This is a genomic window from Streptomyces sp. NPDC047515, from assembly GCF_040643055.1.
Classification (GTDB): domain Bacteria; phylum Actinomycetota; class Actinomycetes; order Streptomycetales; family Streptomycetaceae; genus Streptomyces.
This window is the reverse complement of the sequence record NZ_JBEYTM010000036.1, coordinates 36530-60663: the sequence shown is the minus strand read 5'-3', so window position 1 is coordinate 60663 and position 24134 is coordinate 36530. Positions and strand designations below refer to the sequence as shown.

General features: G+C 69.3%; 22 protein-coding genes and 4 pseudogenes. 12 read left to right on the top strand and 14 right to left on the bottom strand.

Features of this window, described 5'->3' with window-relative positions:
- Positions 1 to 232: 232 nt before the first annotated feature.
- Both ABZ826_RS26250 and ABZ826_RS26245 read right to left on the bottom strand, forming a co-directional pair.
- On the bottom strand, positions 233 to 406 hold the full coding sequence (locus ABZ826_RS26250) for a hypothetical protein (protein WP_361453016.1): 174 nt from the start codon (positions 404 to 406) through the stop codon (positions 233 to 235).
- Positions 407 to 415: 9 nt separating this feature from the next.
- A pseudogene (locus tag ABZ826_RS26245) lies at positions 416 to 958 on the bottom strand (flavoprotein).
- Positions 959 to 1378: 420 nt separating this feature from the next.
- On the opposite strand from ABZ826_RS26245, the gene ABZ826_RS26240 reads away from it, so the two are divergent.
- The 5 genes from ABZ826_RS26240 (at position 1379) to ABZ826_RS26220 (ending at position 5678) form a co-directional block, all read left to right on the top strand.
- Positions 1379 to 1507 carry a hypothetical protein gene (locus ABZ826_RS26240; RefSeq protein ID WP_361453013.1) on the top strand — a complete coding sequence of 43 codons (129 nt, stop codon included), beginning with the start codon at positions 1379 to 1381 and terminating at the stop codon, positions 1505 to 1507.
- A 1009-nt stretch (positions 1508 to 2516) separates the two neighbouring features.
- Positions 2517 to 3691 (top strand): IS3 family transposase gene (locus ABZ826_RS26235; RefSeq protein ID WP_361453010.1). Its coding sequence is split into 2 segments (ribosomal slippage): positions 2517 to 2784 and positions 2784 to 3691, totalling 1176 coding nucleotides; the frame shifts between segments, so codons are not numbered across the junction.
- Between the two features lie 509 nt (positions 3692 to 4200).
- Positions 4201 to 4722, top strand: coding sequence for a hypothetical protein (locus tag ABZ826_RS26230; protein WP_361453007.1), 522 nt, complete (start codon positions 4201 to 4203; stop codon positions 4720 to 4722).
- Positions 4719 to 5432 carry a 2OG-Fe(II) oxygenase gene (locus tag ABZ826_RS26225; RefSeq protein ID WP_361453004.1) on the top strand — a complete coding sequence of 238 codons (714 nt, stop codon included), beginning with the start codon at positions 4719 to 4721 and terminating at the stop codon, positions 5430 to 5432. The genes ABZ826_RS26230 and ABZ826_RS26225 overlap by 4 nt, the downstream gene beginning before the upstream one ends.
- An 81-nt stretch (positions 5433 to 5513) precedes the next feature.
- The gene (locus ABZ826_RS26220; protein ID WP_361453001.1) at positions 5514 to 5678 is read left to right on the top strand and encodes a hypothetical protein; all 165 of its coding nucleotides are present in this window, start codon (positions 5514 to 5516) and stop codon (positions 5676 to 5678) included.
- 260 nt (positions 5679 to 5938) lie between these two features.
- Here ABZ826_RS26220 and ABZ826_RS26215 read toward each other — a convergent pair.
- Positions 5939 to 6064 (bottom strand): annotated as a pseudogene (locus tag ABZ826_RS26215) (transposase); the annotation flags it as partial.
- A gap of 258 nt (positions 6065 to 6322) precedes the next feature.
- A complete protein-coding gene (locus tag ABZ826_RS26210; protein ID WP_361452998.1) occupies positions 6323 to 6742 on the bottom strand; it encodes a CBS domain-containing protein in 420 nt (139 codons plus the stop codon).
- Between the two features lie 1105 nt (positions 6743 to 7847).
- Between ABZ826_RS26210 and ABZ826_RS26205 the strand changes: the two genes are divergently transcribed.
- Complete coding sequence (locus tag ABZ826_RS26205) at positions 7848 to 10565, top strand: GNAT family N-acetyltransferase (protein ID WP_361452995.1); 2718 nt, start codon at positions 7848 to 7850, stop codon at positions 10563 to 10565.
- Positions 10566 to 10700: 135 nt separating this feature from the next.
- Here the strand turns inward: ABZ826_RS26205 and ABZ826_RS26200 are convergent.
- The 8 genes and pseudogenes from ABZ826_RS26200 to ABZ826_RS26165 form a co-directional block, all read right to left on the bottom strand.
- Positions 10701 to 10970: pseudogene (locus ABZ826_RS26200) on the bottom strand (flavoprotein); the annotation flags it as partial.
- Positions 10971 to 11045: 75 nt separating this feature from the next.
- A complete protein-coding gene (locus tag ABZ826_RS26195) occupies positions 11046 to 12143 on the bottom strand; it encodes an XRE family transcriptional regulator (RefSeq protein WP_361452992.1) in 1098 nt (365 codons plus the stop codon).
- Positions 12144 to 12175: 32 nt separating this feature from the next.
- On the bottom strand, positions 12176 to 12814 hold the full coding sequence (locus ABZ826_RS26190) for a hypothetical protein (protein ID WP_361452989.1): 639 nt from the start codon (positions 12812 to 12814) through the stop codon (positions 12176 to 12178).
- Between the two features lie 142 nt (positions 12815 to 12956).
- Positions 12957 to 13649, bottom strand: coding sequence for a hypothetical protein (locus tag ABZ826_RS26185; RefSeq protein WP_361452986.1), 693 nt, complete (start codon positions 13647 to 13649; stop codon positions 12957 to 12959).
- Positions 13650 to 14054: 405 nt separating this feature from the next.
- On the bottom strand, positions 14055 to 15128 hold the full coding sequence (locus ABZ826_RS26180; RefSeq protein ID WP_361452983.1) for an HAD family hydrolase: 1074 nt from the start codon (positions 15126 to 15128) through the stop codon (positions 14055 to 14057).
- Positions 15097 to 15486, bottom strand: a complete 390-nt coding sequence (locus tag ABZ826_RS26175) for a hypothetical protein (RefSeq protein ID WP_361452980.1) — start codon at positions 15484 to 15486, stop codon at positions 15097 to 15099. Before ABZ826_RS26175 ends, ABZ826_RS26180 begins: the two co-directional genes overlap by 32 nt.
- Before the next feature lie 22 nt (positions 15487 to 15508).
- A pseudogene (locus ABZ826_RS26170) lies at positions 15509 to 15649 on the bottom strand (hypothetical protein); the annotation flags it as partial.
- Between the two features lie 35 nt (positions 15650 to 15684).
- Complete coding sequence (locus tag ABZ826_RS26165; protein ID WP_361453087.1) at positions 15685 to 15972, bottom strand: cation-transporting P-type ATPase; 288 nt, start codon at positions 15970 to 15972, stop codon at positions 15685 to 15687.
- Between the two features lie 534 nt (positions 15973 to 16506).
- Between ABZ826_RS26165 and ABZ826_RS26160 the strand changes: the two genes are divergently transcribed.
- Entirely contained in the window at positions 16507 to 17661 is a 1155-nt protein-coding gene (locus ABZ826_RS26160; RefSeq protein ID WP_361452977.1) for a site-2 protease family protein, read from the top strand.
- Entirely contained in the window at positions 17658 to 17888 is a 231-nt protein-coding gene (locus ABZ826_RS26155; RefSeq protein WP_361452974.1) for a hypothetical protein, read from the top strand. The genes ABZ826_RS26160 and ABZ826_RS26155 overlap by 4 nt, the downstream gene beginning before the upstream one ends.
- Positions 17889 to 18507: 619 nt before the next feature.
- Here the strand turns inward: ABZ826_RS26155 and ABZ826_RS26150 are convergent.
- A complete protein-coding gene (locus ABZ826_RS26150) occupies positions 18508 to 19629 on the bottom strand; it encodes a YbhN family protein (RefSeq protein ID WP_361452971.1) in 1122 nt (373 codons plus the stop codon).
- Positions 19630 to 20335: 706 nt separating this feature from the next.
- On the opposite strand from ABZ826_RS26150, the gene ABZ826_RS26145 reads away from it, so the two are divergent.
- Positions 20336 to 20800 carry a universal stress protein gene (locus tag ABZ826_RS26145; RefSeq protein WP_361452968.1) on the top strand — a complete coding sequence of 155 codons (465 nt, stop codon included), beginning with the start codon at positions 20336 to 20338 and terminating at the stop codon, positions 20798 to 20800.
- A gap of 199 nt (positions 20801 to 20999) precedes the next feature.
- Here ABZ826_RS26145 and ABZ826_RS26140 read toward each other — a convergent pair whose 3' ends face one another.
- Positions 21000 to 21503 (bottom strand): hydrogenase maturation protease, encoded by a 504-nt coding sequence (locus tag ABZ826_RS26140; protein ID WP_361452965.1) that lies wholly within the window; start codon positions 21501 to 21503, stop codon positions 21000 to 21002.
- A 178-nt stretch (positions 21504 to 21681) separates the two neighbouring features.
- On the opposite strand from ABZ826_RS26140, the gene ABZ826_RS26135 reads away from it, so the two are divergent.
- From ABZ826_RS26135 to ABZ826_RS26125, 3 genes are read left to right on the top strand one after another with little or no spacing between them, the layout of a single operon-like run.
- Positions 21682 to 22842 (top strand): 4Fe-4S dicluster domain-containing protein, encoded by a 1161-nt coding sequence (locus ABZ826_RS26135; protein ID WP_361452962.1) that lies wholly within the window; start codon positions 21682 to 21684, stop codon positions 22840 to 22842.
- Positions 22839 to 23300 (top strand): cyclic nucleotide-binding domain-containing protein, encoded by a 462-nt coding sequence (locus ABZ826_RS26130; RefSeq protein WP_361452959.1) that lies wholly within the window; start codon positions 22839 to 22841, stop codon positions 23298 to 23300. Before ABZ826_RS26135 ends, ABZ826_RS26130 begins: the two co-directional genes overlap by 4 nt.
- On the top strand, positions 23297 to 24133 hold the full coding sequence (locus tag ABZ826_RS26125; protein ID WP_361452956.1) for an FAD/NAD(P)-binding protein: 837 nt from the start codon (positions 23297 to 23299) through the stop codon (positions 24131 to 24133). The genes ABZ826_RS26130 and ABZ826_RS26125 overlap by 4 nt, the downstream gene beginning before the upstream one ends.
- Position 24134: the final 1 nt, after the last annotated feature.

Below are 24134 nucleotides of genomic sequence, written 5' to 3'. Positions count from 1 at the left end.
CTGCTCTGTGACCACCACCGCGCATGGATCGGCGGCGGGAAGTGGCCGGGAAACTCCGGCAGCCTCGGAGTGCGCAGCCATCGCGGCCTGAATCTTTGCCGCCGCCTCACGCCACGGCGCCCCCGTCTCTTCAGCGGCGGAACGTTCCAGCGTGATCAGTTCTTCAGGGGTGTCGATTGCCACGAGCCGGATAGTAAGCGGCGGGTCCGGCAATCAGCCGTAGCCGCACAGGTCACGCCGCCTCGACGACGTCAGCCCGGACCGCCGCCTCCCACTCCACCAGCAGTCGCTGATACTCCGCCTCGCCCTCCGGCGACAACGCCCCGCACGCCCAGAGCGCGCGGATGTCCGCGTTCACTGCGGCGGGCGAGCGCACAGGGGTGGCAGGCGAAGGCGTGATCGACATGGGAACAGGCTACGAGGCAGGACTGACAATCGCCCCGACCGTGTCCAGGGCCAGCGGCCACGGATGCCCCTCCCGTCGACGCTCACCGGGCTGATTCGGCTCGAACCCGCCCTCGCCGTACAGCACTGTCACCCCCATCGACTGCAGAGCATCCACCGACCGGTGGAACTGTGGATGCCGTGCGTAGGCGCTGTTGACGCACGGCATGACCACGGTCGGGATCTCCTTGCCGATCGCCTCCGCGACCACCCCTACGACGAACTTGCTCGTCAGGCCGAGGGACCACTCGTTGACCGTGTTGAAGGTGGCCGGCGCGAGCAGAATCGCGTCCGCCGGCGGCCACACGTCCGGCTCGCCCGGCAGTTTGTACTCGGAGCGCACCGGATGTCCGGTCAGCCGCTCAAGCTCCGGGAGCTACTCACCCAGCCATCGGGCCGCCGTTGGCGTCAGCCCGAGGCACACCTCCCACCCGCGGGCCCGAGCGTCATCGATGACCTCGGCAACCTCGAAGACGGGCGGGGCGGCAGATCCGAACAGGTACAGAGTCGTCATGCAGCCATCCGACCACATGTGCAACCGCCCCCGAACCGGGTGGAATCGGGGGCGATGCGGGATCCAGCACGCGGACGCGCAGGTACCGTTCCGGATGACGAGTCAGGAACGGAGACCGGTATGCCCGGACTGGACGACGACCGCACAGGTGCCCGGATCAAAGAGCACATCTCGCGCCGCACCCCGGACACCCTCGGGTACATGGCCGCCTGGATCGGCCTGTAGCCGCACTCACGCCCTGACCTGCCAACGCTCACGAATCTGTGAGCGTTGAGGTCTTCCCTGCCCGTCACGCTGGTCCCACCTGATCAACGAAGGGCCGGGACCGCTATGACCGTGAGGGACTTACCGCCAGTCAGCGACCTGACGGAACAGCAGCAGCGCGGATGGTCCTGCGTCTGGTGCAAGGAGCCCCTTGCCGTGGGCGCGGACAGAGACCTCGGCGAGAAGCGGGCCCGGCCTGAAGGCGGCGCCGCCTACAGCTGGTTCCCGCGAGCCTGCTCTGACGTCGTCGCCTGCGCCACGCGCGAAGCGGAGCAGGCGCCATGACGGCACTGGCCGATGGTCCGCACTCCCGCTCGAAGGGGTGGGTGCTGAAAGTGCCCCTCTCGGCCCCGCCTAACCCGCGGACTCGCCCGCGTGCGGGCTCAGCACCCCGGCCGCCACCAGGGCGAACAGAGCCAGCCCGAGAGTCAGCGCTCTTTGCTGCCTTGACCTGGGCTTTCATCCATCTATCAAGATCGACTGGGAGGGAAGTGGGAGGCACTGGCAGCCATTCGGGATCCAGCGTCACAACGAACCGCTCCCACCGCACCTGCAACGACTCCATCATGCGGCGCTCCATCGCCGTGGTGACGTTGCTGTACAGCCCCTCAACCCCCGCGACCTCATTCCCCATCCGCGACTCGACCGCCACCCGGGCGTGCCCGCCGCCAACCTCGTCAATCCACTCCTTGTGCCCGTGCCGCACCAGGTGCAGGCGCTTGCCCGCGTATGGCGTCGCAGGAATCCTGGGCAGCGGCCGACGCGATCGCACCATCTGCTTCCGCCCCAGCCTCGTCCTGTCGAAGTTCTCATGTACCGACCTTCCGTCGGCGATGGGCCTCCAGTAATGGTAGGTAAAGTTCGCGTTGGCCAGCAGACCACCACCAATGGACAGAAAGACCCATTCGCTGTCATGGCTGCTCAGAAGCATCTCCAGCGGTTCCGCCAAGAACCGGGGGATCACCAAGTCACGGTGTGACTCGTACTTCGGCGGGAAAAGCTTTAACTGGCCGTGTTCCCGCTGATGTTGCCACTGCACCCGTACCGCGGGTATCGCGTCCTGGCCGGCGTATCGCTCCAGCACCTCCTCTCGCCGGTCAGGGTCCGGATCGGCGGCTGGCCAGGCTGGGTGACAGAACTCGCGACGGAGTGCGTACAACTCGCCCGGCCGCATCCCGGTCATGGCCATCGTCCAGATGAACACGTAGCCGGGGAAGCCCCAGAAGGGCCTTTGCCCTTGATCGTGGACACCCTGATCATTGGATCGTGAAGATCCATAGGACAGGAGTTCCCGTTGGGGACGTCGAAGTACTCGCCTGAGTTCCGGGCCGATGCCGTCGGGCTGTACCGGGCCAGTCCCGGGCGCGCTTACGCCGCGGTGGCCAGGGACCTGGGAGTCAACCACGACACGCTGCGCGTGTGGGTGCGCGAGGCCGAGCAGGCCGCCGTGCCCGGAGCCGTCGAGGCGAGCGCGCTGGAGAAAGAGAACAGGCAGCTCAAGGCCCGGGTGAAGGAGCTCGAACTGGAGCGGGAGATCCTGCACCGGGCAGCGAAGTATTTTGCGGGCGAGACGAACTGGTGAGCCGCTTCACGTTCGTTGCCGACCACCACAGCGCCTACGGCGTGAAGCGGCTGTGCAGGCTCCTGCACGTCTCCCGTTCCGGGTTCTACCGCTGGCTGCGGGCTGCCCCGGCCCGCGCCGAGCGCGAGCACGCCGACCAGGCCCTGTCGGCTCGCATCGCCGAGATCCATGAGGAGTCCGACAGTACCTACGGCAGTCCCAGGATCACCGCCGAGCTGCGCGAGGAGGGCTGGCCGGTGAACCACAAGCGCGTCGCCCGGCTGATGCGACGCTGCGGAATCGTCGGGGTGCACCTGCGGATGAAGGTCCGCACGACCGTCCCCGCTCCCGACGCGGTCCCGGTGCCGGACCTGCTCCAGCGCGACTTCAGCGCGCCGGGACCGAACCAGAAGTACGTGGGAGACATTACGTATCTCCCGGTCGGCGAGGGCCGGTTCCTCTACCTGGCAACGGTGTTGGACCTGCACTCCAAGCGCCTGGTGGGGTGGTCGATCGCCGACCACATGCGAACCGGGCTGATAGCCGACGCCCTCAGGGCCGCCGCCGGCACCCGCGGCGGGGACCTGCGCGGAGCGATCTTCCACAGCGACAACGGAGCCCAGTACGCATCGAAGGAGTTCGCGGATCTGTGCAGCCGGTTCGGCGTGGTCCGATCGCGTGGGGCCGTCGGCACCAGCGCGGACAACGCCGCCGCGGAGTCGTTCAACGCCAGCCTGAAGCGGGAGACCCTCAAAGGCGCCAAGCGCTGGCCCGGTGCCCGCGCCGCACGCCTGGACGTGTTCCGCTGGGTCACCCGCTACAACACCCGGCGCCGGCACTCCGCCCTCGGCCAGCAGAGCCCGATCACCTACGAACAACGATCAACTACGCTGACCCTCGCCGCATGACACCCGGTGTCCACGATCAAGGGCGAAGCCCCCCGAAGGACCCCTCGGCACAGGACTTCCCAGTGACGTCGACCAGGCCGAGCTCCGCGCCTGGATCGAGGGGAAGACCGCGCTCGACCGCGAGTCGCGGGTGTGCTGGTGGGAAGAACGGGCCGGCCGACTCAGAGTCCGGTCCGCACACCACGAAGAGCAACTGCAGGGCGCGTACGCAGAACTGCACGAGCTCGGCGAACTGACGCTCCAAGAAGCAGACGCCTCACCCGTGCAGCGCCTGCAGTGGCGCATCAAGGACGGCGAGCACGCGCTCAACCAGTTCGAGATCGCACTGGCGCTGACAGAGAATCAACTCGACAGCCTCCGAGGAGATGTCTGAAAGCCTGTCCCGGCCAGTCGAAATCACCTATGACTGGGAAGCAATGTTCACCACATGGGACCACTGGCGGGAGCACAAGGTGTCTTGGCGGCCGTGATCTGGGCCGGGCCCAACAACCGGGAGGATCGCCAAGCGGGTGGCCCCACTTGACGACTTGGGCCGCGACTACGGCGAGCGCCACAGCACCCTGCACCCGGAGGTCTGGCAGGCGCTGCGCGCCTCGCCGTTCCCGGCCGCCGCGCTGCCCCTGCCCTTCGGCGGACTCCAGTGGCCTGCCGGGCAGATCATCGACGCGGTTCGCCAGCTCGCGCTCGCCGACCCGTCCGCCTTCCGCGTCGGCATGCTGCCGCGCACCCGCGCCGAATACGCCGCGCTCGCCGCCCGGCTGTGCCACGTGCTCGCCGCCGCCGACGGCTACCTGCCAGCCGCCATCACCGCGGACGTCGTCCGCACCGAGCTGACCAGCACCCGCACCGGCCGCCGCCACCCCGTCCTCAACCTGACGCTCACCCCGGCCCCCACCAGCACGTGGGCCGACTACTTCACCGGCCTCGACCAGGCCGTGCGCACCCTCACCCGCATCGCCCGCCACACCCCGGCTGTCACCGGATGCGCCTGCACATCCCGCCCGCCCCGCCCCTCCCGGGAGGCACAGTGATCCACATCGCGGAGACGCTCACCGTCTCCAGCATCGAGAACTTCCTCACCACCGACGAGGTCGCCACCCTCATCACCGCCGTGGACGACGTCCTCGGCGACACCGGCTTCCGCCGCTTCGACACTGAGCGCACCACCACCCTGCACTCCATCCCCGGCCACACCAGCGAACAGGCCATGGCCGTCTACGAGCCCGCCGGCCGCCTCGAAATCCACCCGCCGCCCGAACTCGCCACCAAGGTCCTTGACCAGGCCGTCGAGCGGGCGATGCCCGCCCTGCGGCGCGCCCTGCCCGCCCTGACCTCCTGCCGCGAATGGATGTACGTCGAGTACGCGCCCGGCCAGCACATCACCCCGCACGTCGACGGCATCGCCCCGCACCCCACCGACCCCGTACGCCAGCTCGCCGGGATCAGCGTCGTCCTCGAACACGCCGAAGAGGGAGGGGAGTTCTTCGTCGATACCACCTCCTACCCCGCCCTGTGGAGCGAGCACAAGGGCGACGACGGCTACGACCGGGCCATGGCGTTCATTCACGACGGCGCGGACCACTCGGCCGACTGGTTCCGCGCCATGCCGCGCACCCGCTGGAGCGTGAGCCCCGCGCCCGGCACCGCGCTGCTGTACGGATCCCAGGTCACCCACGGCACCGAACCGGTCCGCGCCGGGCGCGAACGCAAGTTCATCAGCTGGCTGATCAGCGAAGCCTGACCCGGCCATGGCCCCGCCCATCCGCAGTCCGCCCCTCATGCGGCGTATCGCGACCAGGTCCCTGCAACCCCGGAGGAAGAGATGACGAAGACCCCGACGACCGATCCGTGCGGCGAGTTCCTCGCCGCCGTGGACAAGCTGCACGACGACGGCGGGACCGTGCGCATGACCGCGCACACCTCCAGCGTCTCCGCCGACGCCTGGAGCACCCCGGATCTGCTTATGCGTGCAGGTGCTGAACAATGAGAGAGGCCGCGCGTGGTTGAGGCAGGGCGGTTTGTCCGTTCCGATCTGTGTGTGATCCCTCGGGAGGGTTGAGGGCGGGATCTTGGAGCGCCTGGAGCATCGGCCGGAGTCCATGCGGAACCCGGGCGGTGTGCCGACTTGAGTGTGGCTGCTCCGACCGACCCGCCAGGGTGGCCAGGAGGTGTTGGAGGAGGACCAGGGCCTGGCAGGAGCTTTTGGGTAGGGCCGCTGTTCGGTCAGGAACAGTTGGCGTCGGTCACGAGGGCGACGTGGTGGTGCCGGCCGGTGAACGAGCGGCCTTCGAAGTGGTCGAGTCCGAGGATGGTTTTGAGCTCGCGGTAGTCGTGCTCGATGCGCCACCGCAATTACGCGAGGCGGACCAGATCACGGGCAGGGAGGTCGGAACAGAAGTCCCCGCTGCCACGGACACATGACGCTGTGGTGTCTGAGTGAGGCGGGCGTCGACGTGGTCGAAACAGCCACCACACCGCGGTTCCGCGCCGCAGACCGCACAGTTGCCGAGATTACTGCCCAACAGGCACCGTCACCGGAACTCCTCGTGGCCCCACGCCGCCACCGAACAGGAGATCCGCGCCGCCTTCCAGTGACGGCCACGTCCCGAGCCTGGGCCCACAGCCGAATCGTCAGGCAGTGGCGCAGACGACCTCGACGAAGTGGCCCACCTGTTCCTCCGGCAGGCGGCGTGCGAGGTCCGCTTCGCTGATCATCCCCACGAGGCGATGGTTTTCGATGATCGGCAGTCGCCGGATCTTGTGTTCCTCCATGGTCTGGAGGACCTGTTCCGTGTCGGCGTCGGCGTCGACCGTGATCGGTTTGCCCTGCTCGAGTTGGCCCGCTGTCATAGTCCGCGGGTCTTTGCCCTTGGCGAGACACTTCACCACGATGTCACGGTCTGTGATGATCCCGTGGAGCCGGTCGTCCGGCCCGCAGATCGGGAGCGCTCCGACGTCCAGCTCTTTCATCCGGCGCGCCGCGTCCTCAAGCGTCTCGGTCTCCTGGACGCAGGTGGCACCGGCGTGCATGATCTCCCGTGCAGTGGTCATGGCCATCTCCTTCGAACCTCGCGATATGCGTGGGGCGGCCGATCGAGCCGGACCCGCCCCGACTGGTACTCCTACGGCCAGTGTGGATTCTCCGTATCCCGTACGCATGCTGGCAATGAGGAGGTGACCAACTGTTGTGCCCTCGCTGTGCGAAGGCCGGTGGTCACGGCTGTCTTTGTACGGCCCGATTGGATGCGGCTGGCCAGGGCCGCCCCCTTCGGCACCGACCACCACGACCGATGAAGGGATCGAGCAGCTACCGGTGGACCCAGCGGGCCAGAGCGGCCCAAGGGGCGAGGCTGATGTGCACTGGCGCCCTTCTCGGCAGCCGTGGAGAGTGGAACAGTCGCAGGAGGTGAGCCACGGTGATGTACTGGAACGGTGGCTGGACTTGGATGACTCTGATGCCCCTGCTGTGGATCGCGTTGACGGCCCTGGTGGTGTGGGCGGTCGTGCGCCTGACGCAGCACTCGGCCGGTCGCCACGACGCCACGGATCCCCGATAAGGCGCTGTGCGGTGCAGCACCGCACATGCCAACAAACGCCAACGACTCTCTGCTGCAGTGACCCGAGGCTTTGACTGATGTGGTCCTACTGCGAGTACAGAAGGCAGCTCCGGCCTCGTGGCCGGCCAATGGGTCGGGCGCGCTCTTCGTCGAGGACGGCGCGGGCGGGGTGCAGGCTCAGCTCCTTCAGCGCGGTGAGTGTGAGCCGGTCCTCCAGGGTCGGCTCACCCGGGACCGGGGCCGGGGCGATGTTGGTGAATTGCGACGGCGGTGAGGCCCTCACCGCTGGTGGCCCCGGGGGCCGGGTTGCACGGGCGGGCGGTCGCGTTGAGGACCTGGCGGGTGTCGAAGTACATCGTGATGAGCGTGCACCCGTGTACTTCAGCCGGTCCGCCTCCGGGTGCGCGAGGTGCCCGACAATTGCGGCGCGGTCCTACGCGGCGTGGGCGCGCATCAGGTCGAAGGGATCATGCCTATCTGCTGGCGGACCAGGATGACAATGGGAACGGGGCCCGCCGTGGCGGACCGCGAGATGGGCAGCCACTCGGGTGCTCGGCCACCTCCACCGAGCGGAGCACTGGCGCAAAGGCGGGACGCAGATGTCAGATACACCGCAGCGACGGCACCAGGTTCACGCACTGCTCACCGACGGCAGCACCGTTGAGATACGGCCCGCCGGCCCGCAGGACCTGGACGGGGTGCAGCGAATGCACCAGGAGATGTCGCAGGAGGACCTGCGGCTGCGGTTCTTCACAGCGAACCCCCGCTACGCGCGCGAGGCGGCGGCGCGTATCTGCACCCCGGACCGCAGTGGCTACTGCTCCATTGTCGTCGTGGACAATGGGCGAGTGGTCGGCGTGGCCGAGTACACGGTCCTTCCGGCGGACCCGGACGCGCCCCGCTCGGCCGATATCGCCCTTGCCGTTGCCAGCGGCCGACATGGCCGGGGAATCGGCACCTTGTTGCTGGAGCACCTGGTGCACGCCGCCCGGGAGGCGGGCATTGGGACCTTCATTGCCGACGCGCTCGTGGAGAACCACACGGTCCTGAAGGTCTTCGCCGATCTGGGCCTGCGGACCTCCCGGCACTTCGAGGGCACCGAGGTGCGCTGCACCGTGCATCTGGAGCAGGACGAGCACTACCTTTCGGCCGTCGACGAGCGCGGCCGGATCGCCGATGTGGCGAGCCTGGTTCCGCTGCTGCGCCCGGGCTCGGTGGTCGTTGCCGGAGCTGGAAGGCGGCCGGGATCGGTCGGACGCGCCGTGCTCAGGAACCTACGTTCTGGCGGCTTCGGCGGCTGCTTGCACGCGGTCAACCCGCACGCTCACAACATTGAGCAAACGCCGACATACCCGTCGGTTGAATCTCTGCCGTCCCCACCGGACCTCGCCGTGGTGGTCGTCCCTGCGCGGGCCGTTCCGGAGACGGCCGAGCAGTGCGGCAAGATCGGCGTACACGCGCTGGTCGTCCTGACGGCCGGACTCGACGCTGATCAGGCCACAGCTCTGCTCGCCATCTGCAGGCACTACGGAATGCGGCTGGTCGGCCCCAACTGCCTGGGGATCGCCCACACGGACGACACTGTCCGCCTCAACGCCACGTTCGCCGCCCACCGCCCTGTGCCGGGCCGCGCGGGCATCGCCGTACAGTCGGGCGGTGTCGGCATCGCGCTTCTCGAGCACTTCTCCCGGCTTGGCATCGGTATCTCCAGCTTCGTCTCCCTCGGCGACAAGTACGATGTCAGCGGCAACGACATGCTCCAGTGGTGGGAGTCCGACCCCGGCACCGACCTCGCCGTGCTGCACCTGGAGTCCTTCGGTAACCCGCGGGTCTTCTCCCGCACCGCACGGCGCGTCGCCCGCAGCATGCCAGTGCTCACCGTGGACGCGGGCCGCTCGGACGCCGGACGCCGCGCCGCTGCCTCGCACACGGCGGCCGCGGCCACCCCCACCATGACCCGCCAGGCGCTCTTCACGCAGGCTGGGATCATCGCCACCCACGGTATCGGCGAACTCGTCGACACCGCAGCCTTGCTGCACGCCCAGAAGTTGCTCACCGGCACTGGGGTCGCGGTGGTCAGCAACGCCGGAGGAGCCGGCGTCCTCGCTGCCGACGCCTGTGTCGACGCGGGGCTGACCGTCCCCGCCTTCGACGCAGCTCTGGCCGACGAGCTGCTGGCCGTTCTACCGCCCGGGGCGGCCTCGGCCAACCCTGTGGACACCACGGCCGCGGTGACCGCCGACCGGCTTCGGACCTGCGTGGACCGTCTCGCCGCCCACGGAGCCGTCGATGCGGTTCTTGTGGTGTTGGTGCCCACCGCTCTGGCCACAGGGACCGGCGAAGACCCGCTGCTGGCTCTCACCGGTGTACCGGGCCGGCGCCCACGGCCCGTCGCAGCTGTCCTCCTCGACCAGGACACACCGGTACGGCTCCTCAGGACGGCCGATGACGTTACCATCCCCTCCTACGCCGAGCCGCAGTCGGCCGCGCGCGCCCTCGCCCACGCCGCACGCTACGGCTGCTGGCGCGCCGAACCCTCTGGCAGCATTCCGCCTCTGTCGGGAATCGACCGGCCCTGGGCCACTGCGAGGGTCGAGGCGTATCTCGCCGAACATCCCGACGGGGGATGGCTCCACCCGCGCGACTGCGCCGCCCTTCTCGACCGGTACCACATCCCGCAGGTGCCTTGGGGCTGGGCCGAGACCGAGGACTCCGCCGCACATATCGCGGGGCACCTGGCCGGCCCGGATGGAAGGGTGGCACTCAAGGCTTATTGGCCCGGGCTCGTACACAAGAGCGACCGGGGCGCACTGCGCCTGGACCTGGAAGGTCAGGACCAGGTCCGCATGGCCTACCTGGACCTGCGGGCGCGCTTCGGTGACCAGATGACCGGAGCACTCGTTCAGCCCATGGCGCGCCGCGGGACGGAGCTGTTCGCCGGCGTCGTGCAGGACGAAGTGTTCGGCCCCCTGGTGCTGTTCGGCCTCGGCGGTACCTCCACCGAGCTCCTGGCCGACCACGCCGCCCGGCTCGCCCCGCTCACCGACCGCGACGTCCACGCACTCATCACGTCCCCGCGCTGCGCCCCGCTGCTCTTCGGCTACCGAGGCGGCGGCGCGGTCGACGTGGAAGCGCTCGAACAGCTGCTGCTGCGACTGTCCCGCATGGCCTGCGACCTGCCGCAGCTGGCCGAGGCCGACCTCAATCCGGTGGTGGCCCGGCCTGATGGTGTGATGGCACTCGACGTCCGTATCCGCCTGCTGCCGCGCCACGCCCACGATCCCTACCTGCGTCAACTACGCGGATCGGCCCAATGACCGTACGTCCAGGAGGGCCGCCCGTGCCCGGCTGTGCTCGGCCTTCTGACGGCCGCACCGAGCGGCTCGACGCGGCAAGGCCGATGATGAACGGTGAGCGCGGCCGGGCTCGTCCTTTGCGACACCGACGAAGGTGGCCTGGGCGGTGAAGGTGGAGGCGGCGAGCCGACGACGGCGGTTCGTCGCTTGCCGACGTAGCGGGCGCGGACGGCCGCGTCCTTGAGGTCGGGGGCGCGGTAGGTGATGTGGTCGGCCGGCGCCTTCTTGCGGAGGGTGGGCAGGCTGCTGGCGTCCGCCGGGCCGGGGGTGGTCCAGGGCGCCGGAGGCGTCGATGACCGCACGGGCGAAGGCACTCTCTTCGCCGTCGTCGGCAGTGGTGAAGTGGACAACGAAGGGCTGGGCCTCGCCGCCGCCCCGGTCCGGGCGGGGCGGCAGGATCAGGGCATGTCTGATGGTCATCCATGACTCATCGGACAGCTCCTAGCCGTGTACGAGCCGTAGGTCGGGGCGTTGCGCGGTGGTGGTCGGCTGACCGCCACCGCCGCCGTTCAGTTTGACGGGGACGAGGCCGAAGACGTAGTCGTTCAGGTCGTCTGCGTGAATGCCCATGTGCTGTGCGGCTTCGGCGGGGGCCATGCCTTTGGCGCGCAGGGCGTCGAAGACCTTGGCGAGGAGCTGGCTGCTCTCGCGTGCCAGGAGGGAGCCTGGTTCGCCGTTGCGGTAGCCCATCTGGGCCAGTTTCTTGACGGTCTGGTTGTGCCGCCATTCTGAGAGCAGGCCGAGGTCGCGGAGCCGGTAGGCCAAGGCCATCGCGGATACGCCCCAGCGGCGCTTGGCGCTCAGTATCCGCTCGACGGAGGCATCGTTGAGCTGTTGGGCGATGATGCCGGCCCGGGGCATGAGGAAGGCGGAGGCGAAGGCGTTGGCTTCCGGTTCGCCTTCGCGGCCGCCGGGAATGCGGTGTTCGGAGTGCAGGACGAGGTGGCCGAGTTCGTGGGCGGCGTCGAACCGGCCGCGTTCACCGGTCTTGCGGGTGTTGAGGAAGACGTAAGGGGTACCGGAGTGAGTGGTGGAGTAGGCGTCCGCGTCCAGGCAGTCCGGGGCCAAGGAGAACACGCGCACCCCGTTGGCCTCCAGCAGATGGACCAGGTTCGGCACGGGAGCCTCGCCCAGGCCCCAGGCGGCCCGCACCTGTTCCGCAGCCTGCTCCGGGGTCAGGTGCGGGTAGGTGGGCACGTTCGGCCTGGGAAGCCGGAAGCGGTCCTCCAGCCAGGCGTTCAGGGTGGAGGCGATGGCCCCGGAGCTGAGCGTGGCGTCGCGCTCCAGGGCGCTCATCTTCGTCGGTGCCCTGAAGCTGACGGCGTCCAGTTGCATCTCCGGGGCGGGTGGGGCTTCGAAGAACGCCACGGGGAAGCGCAGGGTCTCGGCGAGCAGGACAAGGGAGTCCGCGGACGGCGTCTTACGGTGCTTCTCGAAGCCGTTGATGCTCTGCGGGGACAGGTCCGCAGCCGCCGCCAGGGCGGCCTGGGTCATGCGCCGGCGCTTGCGCGCGAGGACCAGACGCTCTGGCGTGAACACGTGCCTCAACTCCCATGTCTTGCTCTGACCAGCTAATTCTCCCCCAGGAACTCCACGATGACCTCCGGGCCCTGGTCGTCGCCGGGCTCGTCCAGGGAGATGTCGAAGCCGGGGTCCTCCATCAGCGGGAGGCTGACCGGGATGCGGGTGAGCCACTCGTCGACGAACTTGCCGTTCATCTTCACCGGCAACGACAGCTCTGCCCGGATGTCGCCGTCCTCTTCCCTTTTGTACAGCAGGCACCACGTCGGGAGCTGGTCCAGTTCCACCCCGTACAGCACCTCGTCGCGGGAGAGGAATGCCAGCTGGCCGTTCCTCTCCACCATCCGGGCCATAGCGGACCCCTTGGGGTTCTTCGACCGGACCGGCTTGTCCGGGTCGCCCACCGCGCCCGCCGCGCTGATCGCGGTGATGGCGTGCGTGCGATCGGGGTGGATCACCCGCATGATGCTGTCCCTCGATGTCCAGGCCCAACCGTCCGGGACCAGGATTTCAGCAAGGTAGCGGTTGGTGCGGCTCCAGAAGGTGAACCCGTGCATCGCTGGGGCGTCGAAGTCCGTGCAGCCGCGCACGTCCTCCAACGCCATCCCCAGCACAAGAGTGAACAGGTCGATGGATACATCGAGTTGGTCAAGTCGCTGGCTGTGGTGCTGGGGGTCGAGCTGGGCCAAGGTCCAGTCCTCCAGGCGTGGTTGGTTTCAGAAACTGTACCTCAAGCGAGGTGCCGTTTCTGAAACCAACGACATGTTCGCACACCAGTTTGAAAATGTCACGTAGGCCGGCCTGTTCCGGTTGCCCTGGCTCATTGGTCCGTCAGGAGCTCGTCGTGAGCCGTGCGTTCAGTTGGGATTGCGTCCTGGACGGCGGGGGCTTTTCCGGGGTGTGCCGCTCCCTGTGGATGCGGCGGCTGGTGGCGTTCTGGGCTAGAGCGAAGCCGAGGGCGAAGACTCTCTGGCGTTCGAGGCCGTAGGAGATCATGCGGTTGTTCCACATGCTCTGGTCGAACTGGTTGTGCAGGGACTCCGAGTCGCTGCGCAGCGGGTAGGTCAGCTGGTGGCTGAGAGTTGCCTCGGGAATCTGCTGGAGGTGTTCGGCGCGGTGGAAGTCGCGCTCGGTGTCGCTCTTGAGGCGGCGGCCGGTGGCCGGATCGGTGCCGGTGCGGTCGTCGGGGGTGGTCGTGATGCCGAGCTGGACGCGGTGGGGGTGGGCGCCGTGGCGGCAGGGGATGTCAAGCAGGTGGTACCAGCGTGACTTGGTGCGACCCTGTCGGTGTTCGAGACGGGTGACCGGGACGGGGAGCAAGGCGCTGGTGCCGTCGTCGAGGAGAATGCGTTCCGCGATGCGGCCCTGGTCGCACCACAGGTCGTGGCGGCAGCGCCCGAAGCGCAGGAGTTCGTAGGCCCGGGGTTTGACCGAGCCGTGCTGCCGGTTGACGACCAGCAGGCCGAGGCGGGCGAGGGCGTCGCGGTGGACGCCGCGGAAGGCTCCGTCGTAGGCGACGCCCATGCAGCCGGGCAGGACGCTGCTGAGCTGACTGAAGGCGCGTACGGCGACGGCGGCCTCGTCCTCGTACTCGCCGCCGGCGACATGCCGGACGGTGAGGATGACGCGCTGCCAGTAGCCGTCGTTCCGGGCCGAGGCGAAGAACCACTTCGTGCCCCTGGCGAGGCGCTTTTCCGTCTCGCCGTTCTCGTAGTACAGGCGGGCGGCGGAGTCGACACGGTGCGTGCGCTCCTGGCCGGTGACGGCGTCGACGGTCAGGGCCTGTTCTGCTTTGGAGGGTGCTTTGGGGACAGTGGCGTCGCCGACGAGGAGCTGGCGGCGCTCGGGCCGCGCCCAGGTCCGGGCGGCGTCTTGTGGGAAGAGTCCCTGGTCCAGGGCCTGTTGGACGGCGCCCTGCTCGAAGAGGCCCTAGAGGGCGTCGATGCTGGGGGCCAGGAGATTCAGCTCGGCGTACCGGTACTGGTAGCGGCTGGGCGGGTGGACCGGCAGGAGTGCGGCCGCTCTACGGCCGGCGTGACGGCGTACGGAGGCGCGCACCGCGCTCCACTGCTTGTCGTCCAGGGTGCCCACAGCGGAGCGCTTGGAGCCGGTGACGACCATCGGCTGCTCGCCGGCGATGCCGAGCTGGTGGGCGATGGCGGCGGCGGTCAGCGCGTGGTCGCCGGAGACCACGGTGATCCGAATGCCGGCGGTGTGGCAGTCGGCGACAGCCGCGGCCACTTCCGGGCGTGGTGGGTCGAGCATCGCTACCAGGCCGAGCAGGGTCAGCGACAATTCGGCTGACTCGCGGCGTTCGGGCAGCGGCTGTTCGGCTTGCAGGCGCCGGTCGGCGACTGCAAGCACCCGAAGTCCTTGCCGTGCATAGGTATCTACACGCTGCTCGACGACGCGGCGCTCCTCGGGGGTCAACGGGTGGAGGCAGCCGTCGGGCTCTGCGATCTTGGTGCAGCGCGGGATCACGGCCTCGGGGGCTCCTTTGGCATCCACCCACACACTGCCGTCGCGCTCGTCTAGTGTCGACATCAGCTTGAGCACCGGGTCGAAGTGGAACTGGCGACGGCGGTCTTGGTCCCGATCCGTCGTGGTGAGGCGGTGGCCGAGCCGGGCTGCCGCCTCCAGCAGCGCCACCTCGGTGGGGTCTCCCACTGTGCCGCCCGCGGAATCGGGCTGGGCGTTGGTACAGGCCGCCATCGCCACCGCGAGATCGCGCATCGCGACATCGCCTGGTCGGCCGGGTGATGTGCCGTCCAGATGCTGTTCCCCCGAAGCCGTCCAGACGATGCTGACCCGCATGTGGTTCTCGGTCAGGGTGCCGGTCTTGTCGGTGCAGATCACGTCGGTGGAGCCCAAGGTCTCCACCGCGCTCAGGCGCTTGACCACCGCGCCGCGCCGCACCAGGGCGCGTACGCCCAGGGCCAGGGTGATGACCGACAACAGCCCTTCGGGGACGTTACCCACGAGCAGACCGACCGCGAACACCACGGCATTCCTGATCGAGGGCCCGGAGCCCGGCGCCGAACGTCGCGACCGGGAGGAAGGCCAGGCCGGTGAGCACGGCTATCAGCGCGATCAGCCAGGCCACCCGGCGGACCTGGGACTCCAACAGGCTTTCCTCACGCTCGACCCGTTCGGACAGGGCAGCGATCCGGCCCAACTCGGTGTGCATGCCGGTGGCGAATACAACAGCCCGCGCTTCACCCTCGGTGCAAGTCGTTCCGCTGAACACCAGGTCGCGGGCGTGCAGCAGCGGAACACGAGTGTCGAGCAGGTCCGCGGACCGGAAGGCAGGCATCGATTCCCCGGTGAGAGCGGGCAGGTCGACCTCGATGCCTCCATCCATCAGCCGAGCCGTCCGCGGAGATGCGATCCCCCTCTTCGATCACCAGGACATCCCCAGGCACCAAAGCACTGGCGTCGACCACCTGCACCTGGCCCTCGCGCACCACCTTGGCATTCACCGGAAGAAAAGCCGCCAGCGCCTCCACCGCCCGCTCGGCCTGCATCTCCTGCGCGAACGCAAACCCCGCGTTGACGATGATCACCACCACGATCGCCACGGCCACCGCGGCGATCCCCGCCACCCACGCCAGCCAGCCGCCGCCCACAGCAGCAGCGCCAACGGATGCGCGACCTGTCGCGCCAGCTCTCCCGGCCACCGCCGCCCACCCCTCCGGCGCAGCTCGTTCGGACCGTAATGAACCAGCCGCCGCGCCGCCTCCCGCGCGGAAAGCCCCTGCCGCGAGCTGCGCAGATCCCGCCGCAGCCAGTCCACCCGCTCCGTGGGATCCAGCGCCGGGCGGACCTGCTGCACCTCGGGCACCGTCATCAGCCTCACCCAACATCCCTGTGCCGGATACTGCCCGGCTTCACGGAACGGTCCTGGGCCTGGGGTGGCTTCCCCTCCATCCGATTGTGCGTCACCGCCCCGGGACTCGCTCCCCGGCCCTCATCGGCGTGTGCTACCCGCTTGGCCAAGGCCCGAGTCATAGATCCTGTGGCCCAGGGCTCCACAGCCGCGATGTTCACCACGGCACCGCAAGGGCACGTGGGTACGGGGGTACTCGGTGCAGACACGTTGGATGCACTCGGCTCAGGCGGTGAGTGGATGGTGCGTCGGGGGTCGGACGGCCGGACCACCACTGATACTCAAACTGCGGCAGAGGCGCCATGGACATCCCCGGTTCGGCGCTGTGCCGGGGCCCGGATCGGGCTTTCCTGGGCGACGATGGACGGAGCGAGGATGCGGCCGCACGATTGAAGGGTGGGCCTTGTCTGCGGACTCGCACCACCTCACACGAAGATCCCAGGACGTCGGGGTCGGAGCCCTGTCCTGGGCGGGTTCGAGCAGGGGAGAGACGCTGTGCGGGCGACCTTTGCGCTGGGGCGGATCGCGGGGGTTCGGATCGGGGTCCACTGGAGCGTGCTGTTCATCTTCGGCATCATCGCGTTCGGCCTCGCGCAAAGTCGTCTCCCGCATGTGTATCCGGGCCATGCGCTGGTGGTGTACTGGCTGGCCGGCCTCGGGGCTGCCGTGGTCTTCTTCGCCTCTCTGCTCGCCCACGAATTGGCGCACGCCGTGGTGGCGCGGCGCAACGGGGTGGTCGTGGACGACATCGTGCTGTGGCTGCTGGGCGGGGTCGCCCGGCTGAAGTCGGAGGCTTCGAGCCCGGGGGCGGAACTGCGGATCGCGGGTGTCGGCCCGCTGGTCAGCCTTCTGCTGGGCGGGCTCTTCCTGCTGGGCACCTGGCTGCTCGCCCTGGTGTCCGCGCCCGTGCTTCTGGTCGAAGTCGTGGCCTGGCTCGCGGGCATCAACCTGTTGCTCGCCGTCTTCAACGCTCTTCCCGCCGCTCCGCTCGACGGCGGGCGGCTGTTGCGCGCCTACCTGTGGTGGCGTACGGGAGACCGGCTGCGGGCGACCGCCGGGGCCACCACGGCGGGACGCGTCCTCGGCTGGCTGCTCGTCGCGCTGGGGCTTGTGGCGTTCATGAGGGGCGGCGGGTTCGGCGGGCTCTGGCTGGCCCTGATCGGCTGGTTTCTCATCGCTGCCGCCACCGCTGAGGGACGGCAGGCGCAGCTGCGCGGTGTGCTTGCCGGTGTCCCGGTGCGTGACGCGATGACAAGGGATCCGCTCACGGTGCCCGCGGCCCTGGCGATCGCGGACCTGTTGGCCGATCCGCTGTACCGGTACCGGCACTCGGCGTTCCCGGTCAGCGGTGTGGACGGGGCACCGCTCGGGCTCGTGACGCTGGACAGCGCCAGACAGGTGCCGCTGGAGAGGAGCGGGACGGTGACGGCGGGCGAGGTGATGGTGCCGCTGTCGCGGGTCACGGTCGCGGGCCCGGACGGCTCACTGGCGGATCTGCTGCCCCGCATGGAGCCCGGGGCCGAGCACCGCGTCCTGGTGATGGACGAGGGCAGACTCGTCGGGATCCTGTCGCTGTCGGACATCAGCCGTACGGTGACCTGGCTGATGAACCCCGCATCGAGAGGGCCGCACGGTGTTGGGGGCCTATGACGGGGGCCACAGGGTCGACGGCGGGCGCGGCCTGCCAGGCCGCCCGCGCCCGCGGGGCTGCTCGGATCGTGCTCGCCGCCAAAGACCTCGATGACCTCAGCCGACTGTACGGCGGAGCCACCGACCTCTACCTCCGCCCGGTCGACCCGAACGATGCTCTCACCGCGTCCCTGGACGACCTCGGGCCCGGCGGGCACACCATCGACGACCTCCGCTGCCCGACGTGATCGCCGATGCCTCCCTCCTCAGAGGCTGTCGGGTGACCTCTGACCGGGCGGCCACGCCCTGGCACGCACGCTTCCCGCGCTGTCGTCGGTCGACGACGCTCCGCGTCGCCTCCCTCCTCCGCCCTGGAATCGCACGCACCAGACCGCGTCCGCTTTCCGGTCCGAGGTCACCCGACAGCCTCTCAGCCGCGTACTTGCCTCGCGGGCAGCCGACGCACCGCACCACAGCCCGCCCTGCCAGCCGCCGACCCTCACCGCCGAAACCCTGCCCGGCCGTCTGCAGATCCGCATCGCGGACGCCAACTCAGGAACCGCCCTCATGCCCCGAGCACCGAACCGACGACCGCGCCGGCCTCAGCCGGAGCAGACAGCTTGGCCCTGCGACTGTCGCGAGACCTCACTGAAGCCATGGCAGGCACCCTCGAATCCGAATTCACCAGCCCCTCCTCGTTCTCGGAAACGATGACCCTCCCCACATCCGCGCGGAACCGCATTCCGCACGCCGCACGACCGCACCTCTCCTCCCGGCGTCATACAGGAACGACCACGGCGCTGAGTCACCACGGCCGGTGCTGGTGATGTCAACGGATGCCCCTCCCCGCGGCACGGTGAGAGCCGGTCAGGTCCCTGGCTCACGCGGATGTGGCTGGGTCGGCTGGTGTGTGCCGCAGTCTGTCCGGCGCCCAGGACGCCGGGAGGGCCGATCGGTCTGGAAGGTCACGCCGATCCAGTTCGCCCAGCCGACCGGCTGTAGTGCCCAATAGCTGATGGCCCGGTACAGCAGTACCCCAGCGATCGCCGGTCCGGGAGGCAGGCCATACAGCACCAGCAACGCGGACAGGCTCGCCTCGACCACCCCGATGCTGCCGGGCGTCAGCCGCAGGCTGCCGGGGATCTGTGTGAGCGCGTACGCGAGCAGGATCCCGCGCCAGGGCACGCCGATGCCCAGCGCCCACAGACAGACTGCCAGGCAGGCAGCGTCGAAGACCCAGTTCATCAGGGCGTACGTTGCCGGTCTCAGCCACGGCCGGAAGCCGGGCTGCAGGCTTCTGGCCTGCTCCATCACGCGCACCAGCATCAGCTCGGCCTGCCGTACCCGCCTGGACCGCCCGCCCGTGCCAAACCAGGTCCGCCGCACCGCTGCGCGGAAGCCCGCGAAGCGGGACAGGCTGAAGACCACCAGACCGATCACCAGCGCCAGCACCAGGACCCCGGCAACCGGACCCACCACGGCAGCGGCACCGGCCGCACCGACCGTGAACATCCCCAGCACTGTCAGGATCGCCAGGCCGAGCGCCGAGAGCGCCCCGGCGACCACCAGCACGGCGGCCCCGAGGACTGGTTCCACGCCCCGACGGCTCAGCTGCCGGTACACCCATGCGGTAGCGAAGGCCGCCCCGCCCGGCAGCGCGCCGGCCACGGCGTTGGCGGCCACCGCGATCGCGGTCATCCGCCGCAGACTCCACCGCACCCCGCCCGCCAGCAGCAGCCGACGAGGCACAGCGGCGAAGCAGACCACCGACAGCGCCTCGCACCCCACGGCAACCGCCAGCTGCGGCACACGCACTTGAGAGATGAAGTAGAACGCCTGGGCAAGCTCGTGCCGTCGCCAGACGGCCACCACGACCGCAGCCCCCACCATCAGGCCGGCACCGAGCCACCACGCCGGGCCCGGCCGTACGAGACGGCCTGCGGCCCAGCCCTCGCGACCAGCTGCCGCGGATTCCGGCCGCTCAGACACCGGTCGTCACCGCCGAGGGGCAGCACCGCGTCAGGGCCGGACGGCGTCGAGGCGCCCGGGGAGGGACGCTGTCCACGGCACTCCTCCTGCCAGAATTCACTGTCCGCGTCAGCACATCATCAGGGCATACGGGCACTGCGACAGGCGCGCTCCTCCCGGTGGAGAGCCTGCGCCATGCGGCGGCACCACCACCGGGCTGTGGGCGCCGCCGACGACGATGACCCCGACCGGCACGCTCGCCACGAATTCCAGATGGTGCCACCTGCTGACCCGAACCGGTATGCACCGCAACGTAGCGACCTACGGCTTCATACACTTCTGCCACGGGGCCGGTGCGGTGACCGGGGTTTTTTGCGCGCTGTGGACAGTCACCTTCCTCCGCAACACCCCGGCGGCGGCTCAATCGTCTGCGCTCTGATCCAGAGGTCGCTTTTGCTGTTTATAGACTAGTTGAGGGCTTTTTCATGGGCGAGTGAGTGCCCCTCCGGAGCGCCGACTGGGGGCCAATAGGGAAACCGTCTGCGGCCACTTCGCCAAATAGCAGAGGGACGGCGTCTTCGAGCAGCCCACCGGGCTGCTGCGTCGGCGCGAGGGCCGCGAGGCACAGCCGTCGGCATACGTCATCGACGTCCTGCTGAGGTGGCGGCCCGCGGCTGCCACAGGGATGGTGAGAAGGGGATACCAAGCGCGACCAGGCAGGTGCGTGATGAGTGACGAAGCAACATCAGTTCCGCGGATTGTGGTGGGTGTCGACGGCTCCGAACCGTCGAAGGCAGCCCTGCGGTGGGCGGTCGGCCAGGCGAAGCTGATGGGTGGCGTGGTCGACGCGACTATTGCCTGGGACTTCCCGACGGCCTGGTATGGCTTGGCCCCGCCCATAGACAAGGATCCGGCTGACTACCAAAAGCAGGCACGCAAGATCCTGGATCAGGCGATCGACGAGGCCCTCGGCCAGGGCCCGGGACGGCCGGTCGACCTCCGCCCCATCTCGGCCCACGGACATCCGGCTGTCGTCCTGCTCGCTGCCGCCGCAGGAGCACGACTGCTGGTCGTGGGCAACCGGGGGCACGGCGGATTCAACGAGGCACTGCTGGGGTCGGTCGGCCAGCACTGCGTGCAGCACGCCCCGTGCCCCGTTGTCGTGGTCCGCGGCTCCGGCCACGGAACCTGAACAGCGCGGCGGTGTACGTCCCCCATGGACCGCCGTCGGCCAAATGCGTTGCGGCTCACGGAGCTTGCCCCCTACCTCAAGACCCCGCGCGACAGCCTCATCGAAACGCTCACCAGCCCGACGCGCCGGGCGATGGTGGCCGCGGTGATCCGCGTGGACCGGGCTGCCGCCCCGGGTGCCGAGCACAGCTGGTTCCGGTCTATCGGGCGCCGGCAGAACCCCCGTGGTGCTCGATTTCTTCCGCAATCCGTTCGCTGAGCGGTTCCACAACCGCTGCGACAGGTGCCGACAGGCCTTTGCCCAGGCTGGTGTCCGCTCCTTCCACGGCGTAGACGACCAGCTGTCCGGGCAGCCGGTCCAGCTCGCGGGCGAGCTGGACCGCGTAGCCGAGCCCGAGCCCGTGGGAGCTTGTCGCACTGCTTGTCCGCGGCAGCTGTCCACCGTCCAGCTCCAGGCGATGCAGCCGACCGGGATGCCCGGGATGTGCGTGTGCGGCGTCCACCACGATGGCGAGGCCGGCGCCCTCCCACAGTGTGATCAACCGGGCAGGGTCGCCGTCGCACACGAACAGGGCGGTCCCGCTCGGCAGTGGCCGTTCCTCGGCTCGTTCGGCCAGCCGGGCCACGACAGCCCATCCCACACCGTCGTCGTGGCGGAAGTCGTTCCCGACACCGATGACGGCGATTCGCGCGGCGAGGTTCACACGCCTGCCTCTTCCCGCCGCATGGGATCGCCTCCCGTACCGGGACCGCGCGGGGTCCGTACGGGGTACGGACACAGCCACCTGGACCATGCTGGGCCCGGTCGGCCCAGGCCAGGCAACAGGTCCGTGCACATACTGGCCGGGAGAGCATCATCGGCGGTGTCGGAAGGTGGGCGCGATGGCGGACGACGACGGCACGGCTGCGGTGATCGACAAGGCCGGCCTGGACGTGCTCATCAGAGTGCTGGCCGGGCGTGGCCGTACGGTCGTGGGACCGACCGTACGCGACGGAGCGATCGTCCTGTCCGAGATCTCCGGTGGTGCGGAACTCCCCTACGGCTGGGGAGTCGAGTTGGAGGCAGGCGTCTACCGGCTGTGTGCCCGCGAGGACGGCGCCGCGTTCGCGCACAGCGCGGGCCCTCAGTCCTGGAAGACGTTCCTGCACCCGCCGCGCGAGCGGCAGTGGACCGCCGATCGCGGTACCGACGGCGAGCTGGTGGTGAGCGAGGACCGGACATCGCCGTCGCCGTACGCGTTCCTCGGTGTGCGCCCCTGTGACCTACGGGCCATCGCGATCCAGGACCGGGTGCTGACCGGCGGGACGTACAGTGACACGGCCTATCGCGGACGTCGTGAGAGGGCCTTCCTGGTAGCGGTGGAGTGCACCGAGCCGGGTGCCACCTGTTTCTGCGTGTCCATGGGAACCGGCCCGGCCGTGGGGCCCGGTTACGACCTGGCGCTGACCGAGGTGCTGGATGCCGACGGCCACCGCTTCCTGGTGCGGAGCGGCAGTGAGGAGGGGCAGTCGGTTCTTGCCGAGCTGCCACGCCGTCCCGCCGACGCCGCGACCCGGACCGCGGCCAGTGAGCGTGTCGCCGACGCGGCCGATCGCATGGGGCGCAGCATGCCGCTGGTGGACCTGCAGGTGCTGATGCGCGAGACCCTCACGGCCGAGCGCTGGGACGATGTCGCGGCCCGCTGCCTGACCTGCGGAAACTGCACCATGGTCTGCCCGACCTGTTTCTGCACCACGACGGAGGACGTCACGGACCTTACCGGTGACCACGCCGAGCGGTGGCGGCGCTGGGAGTCCTGCTTCGATCTGGATTTCTCTCACCTTCAGACGGGTCCGGTCCGCGACTCCTCGCGCAGCCGGTACCGGCAGTGGGCCACCCACAAACTCGGCACCTGGTACGACCAGTTCGACAGCTCCGGGTGCGTCGGCTGCGGACGCTGCATCGTGTGGTGCCCGGTCGGCATCGACATCACCGAGGAGGCCCACGCGCTCAGCCTGGAACGGGAGGCCGCTGGGCAGGATACGGGGGAGACCCCGGCATGACCGTCGTTTGCCACGGCTTTCTCGGCGCCCTGTCGCTCGGCCACCGCGAGCAGCTGGTCGCGACTGCCCACGATGTCTCCTTCCCCGGTGGCACCCGCATCTTCGAGGAGGGCGGCGTCGCCGACCGGTTCTGGATCGTCCGTTCCGGGCTCGTCGCGCTTGACGTCCACGTCCCGGGCCGGTCCGCGGCAGTCGTGGAGACCCTCGGTGAAGGCGATCTGCTCGGCTGGTCCTGGTTGTTCGAGCCGTATCGCTGGCACCTCGGCGCGCAGGCCCGCAGTACCGTCTCGGCGTCCGAGTTCGACGCGGTGCGGATCCGCGCCGCGTGTGAGGAGGATCCCGTATTCGGCCTGGCGCTGACCAACTGCGTCGCGCAGGTGATCGCACGGCGGCTGAAGTCCACCCGCCTCCGCCTGCTCGACCTGTACGGGCCTCCTGACGTCGGCGAGGCGAGATGACGGCTCCCGAGACATCGACTGCTCGCCCGTCGGCTGTGCCCGTCCCGTACCGGGTGGTGGCACGGGAGGCCGAGACCTCCGACACCGCCACGATCGTCCTGGAGCCGGTCCGCTCGGCCCTCCCGCTCTTCGCTCCGGGGCAGTTCGCGATGGTGTATGCCTTCGGCGTCGGTGACATCCCGCTGTCGGTGAGCGGGATCGACGGGCACCGCCTGACGCACACCGTCCGCACGGTCGGGGTGATCTCCGGCGCACTGCACGCCCTGCGGCGCGGTGACACGGTCGGAGTGCGCGGACCGTTCGGCACCGGCTGGGAACTGCCCGCCGCGGCCGGCACGGACCTGATCGTGGTGGCCGGTGGCATTGGTCTGGCGCCGCTGCGTCCGCTCGTACGCGACGCGATTGCCGCACCCGAGCGGTACGGACGGCTGAACGTTCTCATCGGAGCGCGCACGCCCCACGAGCTGCTCTACGGGGAGGAGATTCGCGGTTGGCGGTCGGCTGCCCGAGTCCTCACCACCGTGGACCGCCCGGACCAGCTGTGGAGGGGCGACGTCGGCGTGGTGACGACCCTGCTCGACCGGGCTGCCTTCGCCCCCGGGGCGTCGTCGGCGTTCATCTGCGGCCCCGAGCCGATGATCCGGGCCACCGCCGACGAGTTGGTGCACCGCGGCGTCGATCCGGAGCTGATCCGGGTCTCGCTGGAACGCAACATGCAGTGTGCCACCGGCCACTGCGGGCACTGCCAGCTCGGCCCCCTCCTGCTCTGCCGCGACGGCCCCGTGGTCAGCTGGACCAAGGCCCGATCCCTACTCCTGGTCAGGGAGTTGTGAC

Bases quoted from the DNA above. Each gene is read 5' to 3' on its own strand.
- ABZ826_RS26205 (WP_361452995.1), top strand. From the start codon at position 7,848: ATGTCAGATACACCGCAGCGACGGCACCAGGTTCACGCACTGCTCACC.
- ABZ826_RS26185 (WP_361452986.1), bottom strand. From the start codon at position 13,649: ATGGGCGTCGCCTACGACGGAGCCTTCCGCGGCGTCCACCGCGACGCC.
- ABZ826_RS26135 (WP_361452962.1), top strand. From the start codon at position 21,682: ATGGCGGACGACGACGGCACGGCTGCGGTGATCGACAAGGCCGGCCTG.
- ABZ826_RS26220 (WP_361453001.1), top strand. From the start codon at position 5,514: ATGACGAAGACCCCGACGACCGATCCGTGCGGCGAGTTCCTCGCCGCC.
- ABZ826_RS26165 (WP_361453087.1), bottom strand. From the start codon at position 15,972: ATGACGGTGCCCGAGGTGCAGCAGGTCCGCCCGGCGCTGGATCCCACG.
- ABZ826_RS26130 (WP_361452959.1), top strand. From the start codon at position 22,839: ATGACCGTCGTTTGCCACGGCTTTCTCGGCGCCCTGTCGCTCGGCCAC.
- ABZ826_RS26145 (WP_361452968.1), top strand. From the start codon at position 20,336: ATGAGTGACGAAGCAACATCAGTTCCGCGGATTGTGGTGGGTGTCGAC.
- ABZ826_RS26210 (WP_361452998.1), bottom strand. From the start codon at position 6,742: ATGACCACTGCACGGGAGATCATGCACGCCGGTGCCACCTGCGTCCAG.
- ABZ826_RS26175 (WP_361452980.1), bottom strand. From the start codon at position 15,486: ATGGATGGAGGCATCGAGGTCGACCTGCCCGCTCTCACCGGGGAATCG.
- ABZ826_RS26250 (WP_361453016.1), bottom strand. From the start codon at position 406: ATGTCGATCACGCCTTCGCCTGCCACCCCTGTGCGCTCGCCCGCCGCA.
- ABZ826_RS26125 (WP_361452956.1), top strand. From the start codon at position 23,297: ATGACGGCTCCCGAGACATCGACTGCTCGCCCGTCGGCTGTGCCCGTC.
- ABZ826_RS26155 (WP_361452974.1), top strand. From the start codon at position 17,658: ATGACGGGGGCCACAGGGTCGACGGCGGGCGCGGCCTGCCAGGCCGCC.